General features: G+C 42.6%; 21 protein-coding genes and 1 pseudogene. 1 reads left to right on the forward strand and 21 read right to left on the reverse strand.

Going from position 1 to position 17,947, the window contains the following annotated elements; genetic code table 11:
* Positions 1–12 precede the first annotated feature (12 nt).
* The 11 genes from ABWV72_RS19890 to ABWV72_RS19940 form a co-directional block, all read right to left on the reverse strand.
* Positions 13–345 carry a hypothetical protein gene (locus tag ABWV72_RS19890; RefSeq protein WP_303502447.1) on the reverse strand — a complete coding sequence of 111 codons (333 nt, stop codon included), beginning with the start codon at positions 343–345 and terminating at the stop codon, positions 13–15.
* A gap of 234 nt (positions 346–579) precedes the next feature.
* On the reverse strand, positions 580–1,164 hold the full coding sequence (locus ABWV72_RS19895) for a DJ-1/PfpI family protein (RefSeq protein ID WP_342806012.1): 585 nt from the start codon (positions 1,162–1,164) through the stop codon (positions 580–582).
* Between the two features lie 117 nt (positions 1,165–1,281).
* On the reverse strand, positions 1,282–1,734 hold the full coding sequence (locus ABWV72_RS19900; protein ID WP_342806014.1) for a hypothetical protein: 453 nt from the start codon (positions 1,732–1,734) through the stop codon (positions 1,282–1,284).
* A gap of 150 nt (positions 1,735–1,884) precedes the next feature.
* On the reverse strand, positions 1,885–2,610 hold the full coding sequence (locus tag ABWV72_RS19905; protein WP_353372661.1) for an ABC transporter ATP-binding protein: 726 nt from the start codon (positions 2,608–2,610) through the stop codon (positions 1,885–1,887).
* Entirely contained in the window at positions 2,603–3,814 is a 1,212-nt protein-coding gene (locus ABWV72_RS19910) for an ABC transporter permease (protein ID WP_353372663.1), read from the reverse strand. Before ABWV72_RS19910 ends, ABWV72_RS19905 begins: the two co-directional genes overlap by 8 nt.
* Positions 3,811–5,046, reverse strand: coding sequence for an efflux RND transporter periplasmic adaptor subunit (locus ABWV72_RS19915; RefSeq protein WP_353372665.1), 1,236 nt, complete (start codon positions 5,044–5,046; stop codon positions 3,811–3,813). Before ABWV72_RS19915 ends, ABWV72_RS19910 begins: the two co-directional genes overlap by 4 nt.
* Positions 5,043–5,288, reverse strand: coding sequence for a hypothetical protein (locus tag ABWV72_RS19920; RefSeq protein ID WP_353372667.1), 246 nt, complete (start codon positions 5,286–5,288; stop codon positions 5,043–5,045). Before ABWV72_RS19920 ends, ABWV72_RS19915 begins: the two co-directional genes overlap by 4 nt.
* A gap of 73 nt (positions 5,289–5,361) precedes the next feature.
* Positions 5,362–5,871: a TlpA family protein disulfide reductase gene (locus tag ABWV72_RS19925; RefSeq protein WP_216049446.1), complete on the reverse strand. Its 510-nt coding sequence runs from the start codon at positions 5,869–5,871 to the stop codon at positions 5,362–5,364.
* Positions 5,872–6,268: 397 nt separating this feature from the next.
* Positions 6,269–6,649 carry a VOC family protein gene (locus tag ABWV72_RS19930; RefSeq protein WP_353372670.1) on the reverse strand — a complete coding sequence of 127 codons (381 nt, stop codon included), beginning with the start codon at positions 6,647–6,649 and terminating at the stop codon, positions 6,269–6,271.
* 132 nt (positions 6,650–6,781) lie between these two features.
* Positions 6,782–7,033: a superinfection immunity protein gene (locus tag ABWV72_RS19935; protein ID WP_216049444.1), complete on the reverse strand. Its 252-nt coding sequence runs from the start codon at positions 7,031–7,033 to the stop codon at positions 6,782–6,784.
* 464 nt (positions 7,034–7,497) lie between these two features.
* Positions 7,498–8,061, reverse strand: a complete 564-nt coding sequence (locus ABWV72_RS19940; protein ID WP_353372672.1) for a DUF3592 domain-containing protein — start codon at positions 8,059–8,061, stop codon at positions 7,498–7,500.
* Positions 8,062–8,430: 369 nt separating this feature from the next.
* On the opposite strand from ABWV72_RS19940, the gene ABWV72_RS19945 reads away from it, so the two are divergent.
* Positions 8,431–10,362, forward strand: a complete 1,932-nt coding sequence (locus ABWV72_RS19945; protein ID WP_353372674.1) for a S9 family peptidase — start codon at positions 8,431–8,433, stop codon at positions 10,360–10,362.
* Between the two features lie 38 nt (positions 10,363–10,400).
* Here the strand turns inward: ABWV72_RS19945 and ABWV72_RS19950 are convergent, their stop codons facing one another.
* The 10 genes and pseudogenes from ABWV72_RS19950 to ABWV72_RS19995 form a co-directional block, all read right to left on the reverse strand.
* A complete protein-coding gene (locus ABWV72_RS19950; protein WP_353372676.1) occupies positions 10,401–10,802 on the reverse strand; it encodes a hypothetical protein in 402 nt (133 codons plus the stop codon).
* A gap of 73 nt (positions 10,803–10,875) precedes the next feature.
* On the reverse strand, positions 10,876–11,769 hold the full coding sequence (locus ABWV72_RS19955; RefSeq protein WP_353372678.1) for a hypothetical protein: 894 nt from the start codon (positions 11,767–11,769) through the stop codon (positions 10,876–10,878).
* A 294-nt stretch (positions 11,770–12,063) separates the two neighbouring features.
* On the reverse strand, positions 12,064–12,429 hold the full coding sequence (locus ABWV72_RS19960; RefSeq protein ID WP_353372680.1) for a hypothetical protein: 366 nt from the start codon (positions 12,427–12,429) through the stop codon (positions 12,064–12,066).
* 107 nt (positions 12,430–12,536) lie between these two features.
* A complete protein-coding gene (locus ABWV72_RS19965) occupies positions 12,537–12,770 on the reverse strand; it encodes a hypothetical protein (RefSeq protein ID WP_342806036.1) in 234 nt (77 codons plus the stop codon).
* 384 nt (positions 12,771–13,154) lie between these two features.
* A complete protein-coding gene (locus ABWV72_RS19970) occupies positions 13,155–13,571 on the reverse strand; it encodes a hypothetical protein (RefSeq protein WP_353372682.1) in 417 nt (138 codons plus the stop codon).
* Between the two features lie 214 nt (positions 13,572–13,785).
* Positions 13,786–14,025, reverse strand: a pseudogene (locus ABWV72_RS19975) (hypothetical protein); the annotation flags it as partial.
* A 409-nt stretch (positions 14,026–14,434) separates the two neighbouring features.
* The gene (locus tag ABWV72_RS19980; RefSeq protein ID WP_353372684.1) at positions 14,435–14,851 is read right to left on the reverse strand and encodes an ester cyclase; all 417 of its coding nucleotides are present in this window, start codon (positions 14,849–14,851) and stop codon (positions 14,435–14,437) included.
* Between the two features lie 234 nt (positions 14,852–15,085).
* Positions 15,086–16,102, reverse strand: a complete 1,017-nt coding sequence (locus ABWV72_RS19985; RefSeq protein ID WP_353372686.1) for an ester cyclase — start codon at positions 16,100–16,102, stop codon at positions 15,086–15,088.
* A 12-nt stretch (positions 16,103–16,114) separates the two neighbouring features.
* Positions 16,115–17,119 (reverse strand): cupin domain-containing protein, encoded by a 1,005-nt coding sequence (locus ABWV72_RS19990; protein ID WP_353372688.1) that lies wholly within the window; start codon positions 17,117–17,119, stop codon positions 16,115–16,117.
* A 15-nt stretch (positions 17,120–17,134) separates the two neighbouring features.
* Positions 17,135–17,875, reverse strand: coding sequence for an SDR family NAD(P)-dependent oxidoreductase (locus ABWV72_RS19995; RefSeq protein ID WP_353372690.1), 741 nt, complete (start codon positions 17,873–17,875; stop codon positions 17,135–17,137).
* Positions 17,876–17,947 lie beyond the last annotated feature (72 nt).

Here is a 17,947-nt window from a genome sequence, read left to right on the forward strand (position 1 = left end):
ATGTTAATTTTGTTAACCACATTTAATTTTCTTTTCGCCAATATGATAAACGTTATTAACGAGGACATATGTACCTGAAATAATTGCTGATGTTGGAATAGATAGTATTGCAAATATTTCATCATTCCATTGGTAAAAGCTAGTATCACCATCAGTCAAGTTCACTAATTTTAATATTTTTCTATCTGTTGATAGCGCACATTGATACTTTTCTGAATGGTCTATTTCAGGCAAAACTACACAACTGGTTAGAATAAGAGCAAGAAATAACATGAATATTTTGTTTAGCATCAAATTCTCATTTTTATAAAAATCATTAAGTAACTTCTTGTTTGCTAACGCCAACTTAAGCGCCCGCTAACAGCTCTTGTGGAATATCCGTCCCAAGTTAATCTGAAAGAATCTGCAGCCTGAGTTGTTCCCCTAAACAATCATGGGTGTCTTGATAATTCCAATCATGGGTGTCTTGATAATTCCATGGGTGTCTAAATAATTTCTGGCAGCCTGAGTTGTTCCCCTAAACAATCATGGGTGTCTTGATAATTCCAATCATGGGTGTCTTGATAATTCCATGGGTGTCTAAATAATTTTACGCCAGTCAAATTCCATTTGCCTCGCGGTTTTCTCTGCCAAATCTAAACTAGCAAGTTTTGAAACTAAGTGAAGGGTCATATCAATGCCAGCGGAAATACCACCAGATGTTACCACCTTGCCTTCATCTACCCACCGTTGATTTTCGATAACGGTTAGGTCTGAATATGAGCTCCGAAGATCTTCAATATCTTCCCAGTGAGTGGTTACTTTGAGATTGGATAACAATCCGGCCTCCGCAAGAATAAAGGCTCCGGTACAAACAGACGCTACCGTTTTCGCGCTCTTTGACGTAGTAGAAACCCAATCAATAACCTTCGATTTTAGTAACTCCTGGGTGTGAATGCCGCCAACAACTATCAGTACGTCAATTTCAGGATGATGGCTAAAACAATAATGCGGATTAACCTTAAATCCGCCTCTAGCCTTAACAGTGCGACTTTCCTCGGCTACTAAAAACACGTTAAACAACCCTGCTGGATTAGATAACCTGTTGGCAGTTGAAAACACTTCAAAAGGACCAGAAAAATCTAGCACTTCAGCATCATCGTAAATATAGATTCCAACATTCAATGCATAATCCCCCATGACTCATTCCCGCCGCTTAAATTGTGTAGAAAGCTCGCTCTGGCTTTTGTTCCGCGAAAAACATGACTACTTTAGAATCAAGTTTAAAGCGCTTGTATGGATTTATAGTTTTTTGTAGTAAACGTCAATTTTGTGCTCAATCGCTTTAAAGTCACTGTCTAACTTACGAAAACATACTTCTCTGGTTTCTTTTTCTTCGTAGTCTTTGCCTGAAACTTTTGTTGTTGTGAGCGTACTAGAAGTCGCGCAGAACCCCGTATTATCAATTAGACGAATACTGGTATTCTCAAATGTAGAGCGAGGAGTAGAATTCGGTTTATTCATTTTTTTCATCAACCCAATCATCTGCTTTCCTGTAACTTTACGACTGTCTTTACCCATACCCGGAATATGCATAGTTTGAACAATTTCATATTGCTCAGTTAGCCAATCAGAATATTTCTCAGCATCATTGCTCATAAAATCTGACTCAAACGCAAAATAAATAGATTTGAGTTCATCATTTGCTAGAGCGTTACAACTTACGATAATTAGCAAGGTTATTAAATACTTCAATCTTTACTCCTTTAAAACTAGTGCCTTACACTAACCGTTCATCAAATGTTTGGCGAATTGTTAGTCCGAATACATACAGTTGATAAGTGACATTGTGAAGCGCAATTGCGGTTTGCAATTCAAATATATAATTTATTTCAACTTATTAGCTCAAACACGGCCACCGGTGTCACTAGCGATTCTGCCGTCTTCGAGGGTTATTATGCGGTCGCATTGAGCAGACAATTTCGCATCATGTGTTACCAAAAGCACCGCGCAGCCAAATTTCTGATTGAACATGCGAAATAAGGCGAAGACCTCGTCTGCGCTTTTGCTGTCGAGATTCCCAGTGGGTTCGTCTGCCAGTAACAGGGCAGGTTGGGTCACCAGTGCCCTCGCTACAGCTACGCGCTGTTGCTGACCGCCAGATAGCTGATCAGGTTTGCGTTCGGCGTAAGCGGCTAGGCCCACTTCGTTAAGAAGACTATGACCCAGCTCGCGCTGTTCGGCGTTCGGCTTTCCATGGGTGACCATCAGCGGCATGAGGACGTTCTCGAGCGCCGTGAAAGCCTGAATGAGATGGTGGAACTGAAATACAAATCCGATCCTGCTGCTGCGCAAAGCTGTACGACGACTGTCATCACTGGTGCGGGTGGCTTCGCCCAACACCTCGATCTCGCCAGCGGTTGGGGTATCCAATAGACCAATCAGATTGAGCAAGGTACTTTTACCTGAACCGGAAGTTCCAATCAGCGCGGCGAAGTCGCTGCGCTGAAGACTAAGATCAAGCCCGTGCAACACTTCTACCTCAGTCGGCAAACCTAAGTTGTAACTCTTCCTCAATCCTCTTAACCGCAACACCTCTTGGCGCTGATTAAAGGTGCCGACGTCAGACATGACGAATAGCCTCCACCGGATCGAGGTGCGCGGCACGGTGCGCCGGAATGGAGGCTGAAATGACTCCGGTTAAGGTTGCCAGCATGCTCGCGGCCACCAGCAGGCTGAGATCGAGCGGAATGAAAAACAATCGCGGCCCGAACGTGTTAAAAATCCAGACCAGCAGATAACCGCTAATGCCGCCCAGTAGTGAGCCAAACAGCCCGAACAGTGCGCCCTGAATAAGGAACACAAGCAACATTTGTGTACGTGTGATACCAATGGCGCGCAAGATGCCAATCTCGCGAGTACGCTGAACAACGCTTACCGAGAGCACGCTAGCAATTCCCAGCGCCACGCTCAACGCCACAAACATACTGATCATATTTGTCGACAAGCTTTGACTCTGCAGTGCATTCAGCAACTGCGCATTGGTTTCCATCCAGCTTTCAACTTTCTGACCGGTCAGTCGGCTTATGCGCGTCGCCGTAATGTCTGCACGAAAAATATCGGTGACAGTCATATCGATTACGGTTGCCGCTCCGGGCAGATTTAGCAGCGACTGCGCCTGACTCATATCTAGGTAAACGTAGCGCGCATCGAGCTCACGAACACCCAACTCAAAAATCCCAGCAATACTCAACACGCTGTCGCCGCCTTGCCCAGTCTGCAACCTTAGCTTGTCGCCGGCACTAACGCCAAGTTCGATGGCCAGTTGCTTACCAATCACAGTTTTACCCGCGCCTACTTGGAAAACCCCTTCAATAATGTCTTCGCTAATGGGGAGAATCCGCTGGTAGCGCTCACTGTCTATGCCGACCAGCGCCACCGATTCAAGCGCTTCACCGCGACGAGCAAATGCTGGCCCGGAAATAATCGGAGACACTGCCGTTACCTCTGGCAATGTGTCCAATACATCACGCAACTGCAACCAGTTATTTATTGAGCGCAGTCGTTGCGCTCGCTTGCTTTCCAATACCAATTGCACGCTGTCATCAGATAGTGGCAGAATCTGGTTCACCTCATCGGGAGCCGACAACCTGATATGCGACTGTGTACCCAAGGTGCGATCAATGATGTTGTCTTGCAACCCGGTGATCAGTGCGTTGATAAACACGATAACCGCAACGCCAACCCCAATGCCGATAAGAATTAAAGCACTTTGTGAACGACCTTCTCGCAAAAACCTAATAGCGATTGTCGATTCAGTCCATATGCCTGTCATTCGAACTTAACCGGTGTTTCGCGAGCGGTAGATGCATCGGTTTCCTTGGTAAGCGGCATTACATCATCTTCACGAGCACGCACCCGACTGCCATCCACCAGCGACGGGTCTATGTTTGCAACAATCAGATCGTCGTTTGCCAATCCACTGGTAATCTCGGTTCGCCCCATTCCGCGCAAACCAAGCGTCACTTTTGCGCGTTGCAAGCGACCGTTTGTGACTTTCCAAACGTATGCCGAACTGCCATTAATGTCATCAAGCACATCGTTAGGCACGACGAGGGCGCTCTCGCGACGGCCGGTTTCAATATTGGCTGTGACAGTCATGTCTTGACGCAGAAAGTCAGGAATCGCTGCCAATTGTAAACGGATATCAACACTGCCACGCTGTGGATCCACCGCTGGCGAGATAAAACTCAAGGTAGCCGCAAACGGACTATCCGGATAGGCATCCGTTACACACAGGGCAGGTTGTCCCAGACGCAAAGCCGAGAGATTCCTTTCATCCACCGGCACCAGCAGTTCGGTTTGGCCAGCACGGGCAATCTCAAACAGCACGCGACCCGGCTGCACTACGTCGCCAGGTTCAGCATTACGAGTTAACACAGTACCGCTCACTTGGGCACGCACTATTGTTTTTTCCAGTGCTGCGCGTGCAGCCGCTAGGCGCTCGGCAGCAGCAACATCGCTAGGATAACCAGCAGTCAGCATTTCTGCAGCAAGCTTGGCTTGTTCAAGTTCTGCACGTGCCTCAGTTTCCTGTTCAACCGCCTGTTCAACGGCTTCATGGGCAATTAGCTTACGCTCTAGCAAATCCCTTCGACGCTGCGCTTCGCGCCTGAACTGCTCGTACCGCGCCTCAGCCCGTTTCAAAGTGACATCGGCCTGTGGTTTACTCGATTCACGCAGTTCAGCAAGGGCGGCTTTTGCTTCACCGACGCGAGCAAGTTGTTCATTGTCTTGTAACACCGCCAGTACGTCGCCAGCTAGGACCTCGTCACCTTCACGAACAAAACGCTCAGCGATCACGCCTGAGATTTGTGCCCCCACTTGCGCCCGCGATCCCGACGTAACCCGCCCGGTAGCAACGACAGTCTGCACCAATGGCTGACTTTGGATACGATATACAGCCAACTCAGGCCCCTGTAATTTGTGCACCATCATCCATGCGCCCAACACAACGATGACAACAAGCAAAATGAGGTAAGCAGTTCGCCTGCCTGTAAGCTTCATTGTAATCTCTGAACCAAAAGCACAGAACAACACCCTTTACTGGTAGTCTGCTGAATACGGTACTGAAGGAAGCTAACTAGCCAAGCTGGCTCACCTTGAGCTCGGAGGGCCATAAATCGCCAAGCGTTCCATAAAGACAAAGATGAGAACAGGTCCCTTAGTTGGAGCACACTAGTTGATTGCTGGTGACCTAGCTTTGCTATCTCGGCAATAAACTGTTTTGTTGCGAATTTATCAGTCATTCATATTCCGGTATTGGCGCCTAATCCCTTCTTAAATGGGGTAAAAAAGCTGTTTCTGTTTTTGGTGGCAATTTTAAACCGCTAGCGAGCTTGAAAGTTGCTGGTTTAGCACTTCAACAATTTTATCTATAGACGCATCACCATAACCTATTTCATGAAAAACAAGCTCTCCATTTTTGCCTACGATAAATAAGTTAGGAATTGCTTCAACACCAAATTTCTTACCTATGGCACCTCGTTTATCATGAGTTAACGTTAAGTTTAGTGAAGAAAGTAACTTTTTAACCTTGTTATATTTTTTACGATCTTCCTTAAAATTAACGGCTATCACTTTGACTTTATCTATACCCACTTTATTTTGAATATTTTCTAAGATTGGAAGCTCCTTGATACAAGGTGAACACCAAGATGCCCAAAAAGATATAACCACAATTTTACCTTTATGATCCTTCAAGCTAACAATGTCACCATTGTTATCTTTACCCAAAAAATCTGGTGGGATATCCCCCAACTCTAATACTGTTTTAGCATTAATATTTAGAGAAAAAACAACGATTAATAGTAAGATTATTCGACTGAACATTATTACGACTCCCTTCAAACTAACGTCCGAAATTACTGCATCAACTTGACTATCGAGGCCTTACTGTAACAAGCCATTAGTACTGTATCATTGATTAAAATTATTACCCTAGACTAAACCAAACCGCCAGAAAATAACAATTTTTGATGAAGGCTACACTTAACTGGTTTTGATAGAAAAATTAGATATATAAATATTTGAAATTAATAAAGTCGTTACTCAATTGTGGGAAAAAGCAGTGGTTAAATCGTAGAACTAAGGAAAATTTCTATGTTTACGCTAAACACAGACTTTAAAGGCCTGTGCGCAATAACGCCGCGATAAGTGCACAAATATAGCTGGTTATAATGTTGAACGATGTGAAAACAACCAACTTTATTTCGGTTTGAAGTGCTAGTTAGCCGCGCTTATCAACTCTCCATGGTGGATTGAGTCTATTCTCACCAGCCCAGTATAGTTTGATTTTATTACCTGATGGATCGTGCAGTATTGCTTCACGCCATAAATAACTTTGATCTGTTGGTTGTTGATCAAACTCGATACCAACAGCTTTTAAATCTGATACCCATTGATCTAAATCTTCATGTTCAAAATAAATTATTGCACCATTTAAAAAATCACCTGTTTCTAATGAAAGTGAAAAAGTTGAATTTCCGTCGGTGCATTCGAACCGGGCATAATGGGGAGTATCTACAATTTGAGTAAACCCTAGTTTTAAATAAAACTCGGTGGCTTCATCCATGTGTTTAACTGGCAATGTAACTTGATTAAGATTCACGGGACTTCCTTGTGCAATTAACACTAAGCTAACGGGTAAAAATTCTCTGTTAGAATTTCGACACCCCACAGTATTTTCGGTCCAAGCGGTTCGCGCTGCGAACTACGAGGTCAGCAGTTTGTATCCTCTTCACTAATTCTCAGCATTCACTTTATTCGCGTACTTACCAAAAACTTTACCCGTTGTTGCCCAAACCATTACGCCGCCCCATGCTATGACAGAAAAACCGGCAGGAATACAGGCAAGCAATATGTATTTAAAATGCTTTCGGTTGAAAGCTAGAGCAAGCATTGCAGGAAGAAACCAGAGAATAAAGACTCCAATCAATATTAATCCCATAAATACATAGTTGTCACTTGCCAAAATATTATCAATATATTCCATTCTTACTCTCCCCCTAAAATTACCTTTTCTAGATTTATGAAATTGACATCAATATCTGAAGTTCAAAGTTACTAGTCTTCTTTCTAAGGGATTTATTACAAAATAAACTGAGATATTTTAGACGCTCGGGGAGATTGAGACATAAGGCTCAACATATTCGGATTTAAGAACGCTTTACCATGATGCACTTGAAAGTATTTTTTACTTAGACACCCATAACATGAAAATAGCCAATGCAGCAGAATCAACCCGCACAACCTGAGGCTGGCATTCTCATTATTTGCTTTAAAAGTAGGATATTTGAAATTTCAGGGATAAAAATATTGTTCAAACTCAGAGCAGTAGCTAAGGCTAATCATCGTTCTGGGTTAAAGCAGCTACTTTTTAAACATGGGTGTCTTGTTAAGAACCCTTGTTAAGAACCATGGGTGTCTTGTTAAGAACCCTTGTTCAAAAAATGCTATTTACGCCTGCAAAGCAATATAAAATGCTGGTAGGGAAAGAGCGATAAACAGAATATCTAAACCATATCCGTTCCCCTGAGCTAACCGAGCATTGCTCTCATCTCCTATTTCATACAACACTTTCGTATTTTGTCCTATCGGTATTACCTGAGTGCTAAATGTTGTTTTAGATGTAACTTCATAGGTTTTACCGCTAACTCTATATTCAAAGCAGGGCCTGTACATTGTTCGTTTACGGTTAGCATTTTCTTTGTATTGTAGTTCATCATATCGGAGTATTTTGCCGTAGGTTTTTAGGGCTTTGTTATTAAAGCGGTAATAATCAAACAAAATAAACCCACCTAGTCCTCCAAAAAAAACACCGGCTATCAATGGAACAATAGTCATATGAGCTCCTTTATAAAAAGAACGCCTAAGAAGTTCAGTTTTGAAACGTAACACCCGCTTAACCACAGCATATATAGAGTCACGGCAAGTAATTACAGCTATTTCAGCAACGCATAAAACAACGTCTAGACCAGCTTTAAGCCCATTTTGAGGGCCTGTGAAAACGAAAATTTTCATAATTCGTTCCACTTACACATTATATTGCCCAAATGGAGCACAATTAACAATCATGCACACAATGCTGTGCACAAACGAGCTATGACTGCAAAGCTTCCAAACTACGGAAAAACACCGAACGCTTTGGTGCAGCGCCTGTGAGTGATGTTGATAGTCCCAGGCTAAAGTGGATGATGTGGATTTTTACTGGGGAATATGAAAAACATTTGCACTGAAAAGGCGTACTAATAAACACTAATTTGTTTCAGTTTTCTTGACTTATCCCCTCAGAGTGAACAAGGTAATGCATAACGCGCTTGCATCATTCGATTAATTCAGTACTGGAAGAGAAATTAAGCGCTCTCAACAAATAATATCAAGGATGCTTACATGTTTTTAAAACGTATAAACACTTCTCTAGCTTTGGCCAGTTTAGTATTCGCATTGAGTGCGTGCCAGCAGGCACCAGAAAACTCAGGAATCACGCCAGAAACTGCCACAAATAAAACCGATGATTTTAAAACCTATGACGCAGCTTCATTTTTTGCGACTACGTCAATGTATGGATCGTCTATCAGTCATGATGGAAGCGCAGTATTAGTTAGCAGTGATGAGTCTGGTATTTACAATGCCTATCGAATACCACTAGATGGCTCTGAAAAACAAGCACTGACAAAATCTACAACGGATTCTACCTATGCTGAGAGTTGGTTTCCAAAAGACGACCGCATTATTGTATCCGCAGATTTAGGTGGTAACGAGCTTAATCACGTTTACGTACGTGAGCTTGATGGCAAACTCGTCGACTTAACACCAGGTGAAGCATTACGAGCTGAGTTCTTTGGCTGGCACGAAAACCAAGACCATTTTTATGTGCTAACTACGGAGCGGGACCCGCGTTTCTTTGACCTGTATTTGTACTCAACAAAAGACTATAGCCGTGAAATGATTTTTCAGAATGACGCCGGCTTTGACTTAAAAGATGTGAGTAAAGATGCAAACTGGCTCGCACTAGCCAAAGCTAATTCAAGTGCAGATTCTGATATTTTCCTCGTCGATTTGAGTCAAGAAACTGCAACTCCTAAGCTGATCGCAGGTGATGAAGAAGAGTCAATTGCTTATTCTATTTATACCTTTTCAGCGGACAACGAGCGTTTATTATATGGCTCAAACAAAGGTAGCGAGTTCACCCATGTTATGAATTACAGCCTAACCGATGGTTCGCATAGTGTTGATTTTGAAGCTGATTGGGATGTGATATTTAGCTACTTTTCGAAAAACGGAAAATACCAAGTTAATGGCATCAACCAAGACGCACAAACGGTATTGAGCATCACTGAAGTCGCCACTGGCAAAGAGGTGACTATGCCAACGCTTCCCCCTGGCGATCTCAGAGGTGTTAACTTTACTGCAGATGAAACAGAAATGGTGTTTTACCTAAACTCAGACACGTCGCCATCGAATCTTTATCATCACAAAATTGGTTCAGATAAGGTGGTGCAATTAAGTAATAACGGCAACCCAAAGATTAAACAAGCGCACTTGGTCGCGGGCGAAACCCGGCGTTTCAAAAGCTTTGATGGTTTAGAAATTCCGGGAATTTTATACAAACCCAAACAAGCAGAAACCGAAAAAGTGCCCGCAATTGTGTGGATACACGGTGGCCCAGGCGGACAATCACGATTTGGTTATTCCGCGATGATCCAGCATCTAGTAAATAACGGCTACGCCATTTTTATGATCAATAATCGCGGCTCTAGCGGTTATGGAAAGACATTTTTTCACCTAGATGATAAGCGCCATGGTGAAGATGACTTACAAGATGTCGTTTACAACAAGAAATATTTACAAAGCTTGGATTGGGTAGACGAAAACAAAATAGGGGTTATGGGAGGCTCTTATGGCGGCTTTCTAACAATGGCGGCAATGACCTTTACCCAAGAGTTTGATGTTGGCATAAATATAGTGGGGGTCACTAACTGGGTACGCACACTTGAAAGTATACCGCCGTATTGGGAAGCATTTAAACAAGCTTTGTATGATGAGATGGGTGACCCGGCGACCGATAAAAAACGCTTACATAGTATTTCGCCGGTATTCTTCGGTCACCAAGTGACCAAGCCAGTTTTAGTGGTACAGGGTGCCAACGACCCTCGCGTGTTGCAAGTTGAGAGTGACGATATGGTCGCGGCCATTCGTGAGGCAGGCAATCACGTGGAATACGTTTTGTTTGAAGACGAAGGACATGGTTTTAGTAAGAAAGAAAACCGCATTGTTGCCTCTGAGCGCTACCTTAAGTTCTTAAAAGAATTTTTGAACTAAACTGTCTGTTGAACAGCGTTCCTGCATTTGTGGGAACGCTATACCCATCCTCTGAGCTTCGCTGCGATGTAGGGTGCAGCGGCCGTTACTGTGAGAACAACGGGCCATATATTGCCATCCTTGAATGTATAGGCTGCAAATAAATCGTTTAATGACTTGCCTTGCCAAAGTCCGAATGAAAACTCAAAAGCAAGTGTAAGAAGCAGCCATCCAACACCGATAATACACAGCACCCGAAGGCTACGAGTATTTAGCCATGGAAGGGAAAAATACGCCACGCCGACGATTAGAGCCGAGAGCAGCAAACCGCTAAGCACAAGTGCGGACCAGGAGCCGAAATTCGGCACGAATACCGATTCACGAAGCACCCCATTAGCAACGGCTAGCACCAAGATACCAACCCAAATGACGAAAGCCTTTACAGCAACTGTGAGCAGCATTTCCAACCCTCCTAGCGTCTAACGCTAAGCTCAAGCGCCCCATTAGCGGTCTTCTTGGAGCGCTTTGTTAGACTTATTTAATTGTTTTTCGCAGTAAAACTAAATTATCTAATACCAGATTAGACGACCAAATAAACTCGGCATCTGCACCTTTTGTATCAAATACATCCAAGAAATTCATGAATGATTTTTTGTTTTTTACACCAACGGTATCATTAGTATAAGTTAAAGCTGCAGGCCATGAACTGTCATCAAACTCAGGTTTCATCCAGTTTTTATCAACTGCCCAATGGGCTGCAGACGTTTTATTTGCATCAGTTACTTTTTGCTTGTCACAAGCTGAACTATCTCGCACAGAGTGTTCTATTACCAAGCAATCTCGATTAACGATGGGGGAGGTATAAAAAGTTTGAGCTTTCCAACTATTGTCTGTAATAGCTACAGTCTGGCCTTTTGCGTCTTGAAAATGGGCTACTAAGCCGCCATCGCCAGCATGAAATATAGAGCCACGATTGTCTTCCATTCCTAAGCCAAGTGTTTCTTCCCAGTCCACCATCTTTATAGCGATAGTTAACGGCCGATCCGCTTTAAAACGCACAACACTAGAGTTAAATGGGGTGAAAACAACGGGATCGGCAGCAATTAGAGTTCCGTTTATGTATAGCTCAAAATAATTGTCGGGAAATATATAAGCCATGAATTCCTCTGTACCTCCCGCATCAATAACTGGCACATCGTTTAGCTCTAATTCATCGAGTGATTTTAATTCCTTGCCCCCACATTGGTTAAACAGATCTGCTGCTTTAGGAGCTTTTTCATAGTTATTTTCTGCAGGTACAATCCACACTTTTCCATCTTCTGATTTGATTTCTCCAACAGTGCTAGGACGAGATTTTCCACCACAATCAATCAAGCCCGCATGCGTTTGAGTTGCAGGACCCATGGTAAAAGTTGGTTGTTCTGCCATAACCGTTGCGGTTAAAAATACAGCCCCAAAGATAAGCGAATTTTTTTCATAATTTGTCCTTTAATCAAAAATCAGGCAATATTTTTGCTTGACATAGCTTATGTCAATTTTACGTTTCTAAAGAAACACTATTGGTAGCATTTACTACAATGAATGGCGTACTGACTTGGAATTCTAACACCCGCATAACGAGCAGTAATATGTAGGCTATAATACCAAACGAAGCGCAGGGAACCTAGGTGTTATTGTCCCAGTAACCGAAGGGAGTGAGTTAATGCGTTTGTTGTTCAGCAACTAACTCTGAGTGTTTGCTTTTTGAAAGAAAAACCATCCTGTGACTACAACTGCACCAACGACAACAGAATATATTGGCATTTCAAAAAAAAACATATTCATGGTTCGCTGACCGACATGTTCTGTTTTTGATACCCAAAATAAACCTACAAAGCAAAGAACTAACCAAGGTAAGACAGCGATATTGAGGCGTACTATAAAATTACCGAGGGCATACTTAAACTGAAACCAAATAGCAATTGCTGGAACGACTAAAAGCCCACCAAACCAAAATAGAATACTACCTAGTCCGATGTGATAAGCACATAAAATAGCCGAACTTGAAACGACTAAATTAATACTATTTTGTTTAAATATTTCGCCCATACTTCCTTGCTGTTTAACTTTTAATTAACGGGCGCAGGCTCGTGGGGCATAATGACCAAGCCGCCTGCCTATTTGTGTCCCAACCCGCGCAGCGGCAGACTTATTTTTTAGTGATGCACGCCCAATTCAGAACGACTTTTCAATTTGTTAACGCAGCGTTTAAAAACAGATAAAGATGTAATTCCACCACAAATGATTCCGATTTGGGGAATGGATAGTTCAATTTCCCCCAAAACGAGCATTCTTCCAAGTGTTGAACCGAGCACAAAAACAGCTGCCATAAAAACGACGATAGCAATAACTAACATTGACCACGTCGCAGCTTTTCTCCATTTATACATACTCAGTATTTCCATAGAATCCACTTAAGTACATAACAGTATCTTATATGGCATTATGATTTACCCACCTACTAGATAGTATTGGTATAACAAAACCGCCAAAGAACAATAAGAGCACCGAAAAAAAAGTAGCATTGAACACCAAAGGTACGCTAGCAATTAAAACATAAGCCAAAAGAATCTTTGCCTTCCATTGTTTAGAACCTGCTCCTTTCACAAACCACACGAATAAGATTGTCAAAGACAAAATGGAAACAGGTATAACAAATATCAAACCCTCATTCATATCAATTTACCTTGATTCAACCTTTGCCATATAATGCAAAGGAGGTCCAGTTAGCTTGCTGGCGATTTTTGATGGTCTTATTAAGTAATTTTTCAACTCTAGTCAATTTTGCTAATTTGAAGCTCTTCTTCAACTAAAGTAAGCCGTAACTGAAGAGGAGGCTCCTTGCTGTACTCAAGAATCGACTGGATTAAAAATTCTAAATCTTCACTAGGCACCTCAAAATTTTCTAGGTAGAACAGGTACCCAGCCAGATCTGATTTCGATAACTGACTACTTCCAATTAAGAGAACTTTTTTATTGTTCAGTAGTGATCTACTATCTAATGGAGCGTGACCAATAAATGGTGACAAACCTTCAATTTCTTTGAGCGTCGGGATAGACTGAAACTTCTCCTGATAAATTGCGATATGGTAGTCATCCCTATTGAAATCTAGTAACCGAAACAACGTTATCTCACCATCTTCATCAGAGATACTTGCATAATAACCACCCCAAGAAATTTCTATATCCACAACTATGTACTCTCTTATTTTTTTCCGTATTCATTTTGCGTGCGAGCAAAGTAATGGACATCCATGACTTCTTTAACATGCCAAACGATTTGCATATGGGGTACAGGCTCAATGGCTATACTTACAAAGAATGAGCCTAACTAGCGATTATGCGTCCCAATGAACGCAGCAAATGAACACATTGTGTTTGTTATTTTGCTAAATATCATTTTGGCTACCAGTTGGCACTGTATTTTTTGTTAGCTTCAGAAGCTTCAACTTCTAACGGTGCTTTATCGTATCCGAACTCCGCCATATCAGAAAAATGTTGGGTTACGACTTTATCCAAGCTTGCTCTTTCTATCTGCAACACATGCACCAATTCATGAGCTAATTTGGGTCTATTTAACTCAAAGTCTTTGCGAGTGTAAATTGAATACCCGAAAACTTGTGCATTGTTAATTATTCCATCACCAAAAGTTTACCAAGACACCCATCTTACAAATTAGAAGATATAACTCCGAAAACAACCCAAGTATTTAGTTTGTATTTGAATGTTAATGCTTTGGTTATGAAATACAAAGCTGGTTTTTGTCTATTTGGAAGGGTTAGTCGCATATAAAAGCTTTGCGGGAACAGCTCTTTTTCAATACCGTTGTGTTTATTGGATGACTAAGCTTAAAGACGAAAAAGTTCTGTTTTTGTTATTTTTAAAGATGGGTGTCTAGGTAATAATCATTGCTGAAGTAACTCAGGCAGATTGTGGTGCAGTTCAAAGACGGCTAAATAGCCGTCTTCGCTAACGCTTAGGTTTTCAATCACCGTGTGAGATAAAGAATAAATATCAATGATAAATGTTGCACTTCAAGCTTGATAATAAGTGTTTATGCCCACCCTAGCTGTTGCAGGCTAATTGAATCATTCCATATCTTTGTCACATGACTTATTAACTGATCTTCAAATTGCATTGCATAAACATAGTCAGCTGCAATAACCTTACCAGTTGGCTCACCAGAACCACTGGGTCCTGTTTGAGTACCATGGAATATACCAAAAGCAGTAACACAATTGCGTGTCTCGTCTGTTGAAAAGCTTTTCATTTCATAATGACCATCAGGAATCGCCGTTAAAAGCCCTTTCATCCATTCTGTGTAACTTTCTAGATTACCTATATCGGCCAATACTTCTGCCTGCGCTGAGAATGTAGCATTAGGATGGCAATATTCTTTACATGCATCCCAACCCTTTCCCGTTTCACAAGCATCAAAAAACAAATCGGCTATCTCATTAATATTACTCATTTTGTAAACCCCTTAATTGAATCTAAACTTAACTACTATGATTGACTATATAAAATTAAACACATAACGCTCACATTAAGCGAACTAAAGTAGGTCGGCATTTTTGCTACTTCAAGCACAGCGACTTTACGTCCAGCGACCGAAAAGTGCGACTACAGTACCCTGTTAGCTGTAGTCAGGTTTTCCACCACTTTCTTGATAAAACAATTCTGATTTCATTAAAGAAAACAGGAGTTATCGATACTTATTACGGGTCAACTGCTTTACTCTTGCGAACACATCTACACCTAGTTGGCGGTAAACGTGAAGTAAATCTATCAACACCCAATTCTCACGGATCATGCCGTTCTCGTTTCGCCAAAAGTCTAAGCTGCGCATAGTGATGGATTTGTCGTTAGGTATAATACCAAGCCATCCATCACCAGAAATCGTCATACTCATACCCGGCCAACCAGTGAACCCAACATAGTTGTTTTCACAAAATAAATGGCCATTTGCTGGGTCACCCACGCGATTTGGCATACCATTTAAAAACGCCTCTTGGTGTGTATTGCGAAAGCCCTGAATGCCGCGCCCTGTACCTATCCCTGACGGGCCATACCAATTAGACTTAGCATGCCAGTATTTGCTGAGATTCATTGCCTCAACACCACCTTCGGCAAAATTCCCTAAACTATTTAGCATATCTAGCACTAGCTGATGACTCTGGGCTGTCAGTGCCTTATCTTCTTCTAAAAGGTGAATACCATCTTGGGTAGAAGGGCCAGGCACATGCCATTCAGTGCCTAAGCTTGGGCTAAATGGCCAGCACTTTGCCTGCATCATGACTTCCGGCAGGTCCCAAATAGCTTGTACTTCCACAATTTTCTCGTCTTCGAAACGATAGAATTCGTGAAAACGCATGTGGATTTGATCGCCAGTGGCCGGAATGTCTAACCAAGGTTTTTCCAAACGCCCAGTATAGTAACCACAACACCCCAACCAACGTAACTGCTTGTCGTCTTCGCCAGCCATTACAATGGTGTCTCGGCGTTCAAGGTCTGGCACAGATGCAAGCAGCGGTGCGTATACCTTATCAAGCATTTCTCGATGGCCGACCATATCGTCAAACGGAACGCAAAACTTAATGGTCGCTTCCTTTGAAAAAAGATCATCACCTAGCGCTTTTAACTTTTCTAAATCAAAGTCATATTGGGCTTCTCGAAAAGGTAAAAACTTCTTTTTTAGCTGAACATTTGTAAAAGTAAACATAGCTTTTGCCTTCTAGTCTATAAACACGGGGGCCTTTGCAGTATCGCCCCGACGCGTAACATAAACCAATGCTATATCATCGCCGTGTTGGGCAAAACTGCGAACTGCACCAATGGGCGTAGTGAATGTGTCACCCTTGCCTAAAACAAGTTCTTCGCCATCAATGTGTATTTTGATACTGCCTTCTTGCACAAACACCACTTCCTCTTCGTCACGCTTGTGAGCGGCGATAGATGCGCCTTGGTTGAATTTCAGGGCACGAACACAAAAACCGTGAGACCAGTTTAATTTAGTTTCACCGAGCTTCTCATCAGGGCTTGCTGGGCCAATTAATGGCGCCTCTAATACATCCGTGCCTTTCGTTAATGCAGTGTCACCGCTGAAAGGAAAATCGGCGAATCGCACTACACACTGTTCAAGAGTTTTATCATCGATTACCCTGTGCTGAGCAATCTGTTCTGCTGAAGTCTTCGGCATTGGGGCCACACCGTCAGGAATTTGCTGACCTAACGTTGTGTCAACTAAGCCGCCGTTTTCAAGCAGCACTAAACCGTAATCACTTGCCATGTCGAAGACTTGTGGTGCCCAAAGCACGCGGCCTGGGTCATCCTGTCCCAATACGGCATACAGATACCCTGCCCCTTCCCCCACATTTTCGAAGCCACGAAATAAATCCATGGGGATCGATATGATGTCACCTTCCTCCAAACGCACTACAGCGTCGTTTCCTTCTACCCCTGTCGAAAAGTTCCAGCTTCCTTGCGATACAACAAAAACCTCTTCCGTTAAATGGCTGTGCTGTGAGTTCAAACACCCAGGTGGTTGTCGTGCTCCTCCAATGTTAAAACCGTGAGGAATAGCGATATGAACATGTTGATCTGGGTTTTCGGCTACCCCTGGTCCAATAATCGTAAAGTTTTCTTTTTGATCACTGCCAGGCGAGCGCGTATCAATAAACGCATTGCGGCACGGGATTAATTCTTCATAGCGGACTAAACGTTCGGATAATACTGACACAGTGATACCTCTTATTTATTGGGCGGTCCAACCGCCATCGACTTTAATACAACTACCCGTGGTCGTCATAGACAATTCACTGAGTAGAAATATGCATGCATTCGCTACGTCTTCGACGCTGCCTAAACGCTGTAGGGGAATGTTGTTCATTACCATTTCGGCAAACGCAGGCTCGTTAAGCATGGGTTCGGTCATCGGTGTTTTAATAAATGTGGGGGCAACACTATTAACGCGAATGTTATTGGGTGCCAACTCTACGGCCATCGCCTTTGTCAAACCTTCAATAGCGTGCTTGCTTAAACAATATAGGGTACGCCCAGGAGAACCGACAAATCCCATTTGCGAAGACATGTGCACCAAGGAAGGCGCATCGCTGCTTAGCATGGGTATGATAGCTGCCTGAGCAACCTTGTATGCCGAACGAATGTTTAAATTCAAAATATCGTCAATATTTTCATCACTTTGCTCCTGCATGGGTGCGACACGATTGGTTCCTGCATTGTTAATCAGTCCGTGAAGAGACGGTAATGTGCGGATCTTTTCATAAAGCGATTCGTCTTGAACGTCACCCATCCAATAGCTCAACCGCTCTGAACTCTCATTTTTTAAATCAATAAGATCGGATTCAGTACGCGCCACCGCTATCACAGTTGCACCGCACTTATCAGCTAGCAAAGCACACGCTTTGCCAATGCCTTTGCCCGCACCTGTAATCAAAATGGTCTTGTCTTTTAACAAGTCATTAGAGAAAGCCATTTATCACCTCAAAAATAATAATTGCATTCGAAGTCATTTTTATGTAATTCTCAGTAAAGATCAAGCTAAATA

It is taken from the genome of Aliiglaciecola sp. NS0011-25 (genome assembly GCF_040370605.1).
Classification (GTDB): Bacteria; Pseudomonadota; Gammaproteobacteria; order Enterobacterales; family Alteromonadaceae; genus Aliiglaciecola; species Aliiglaciecola lipolytica_A.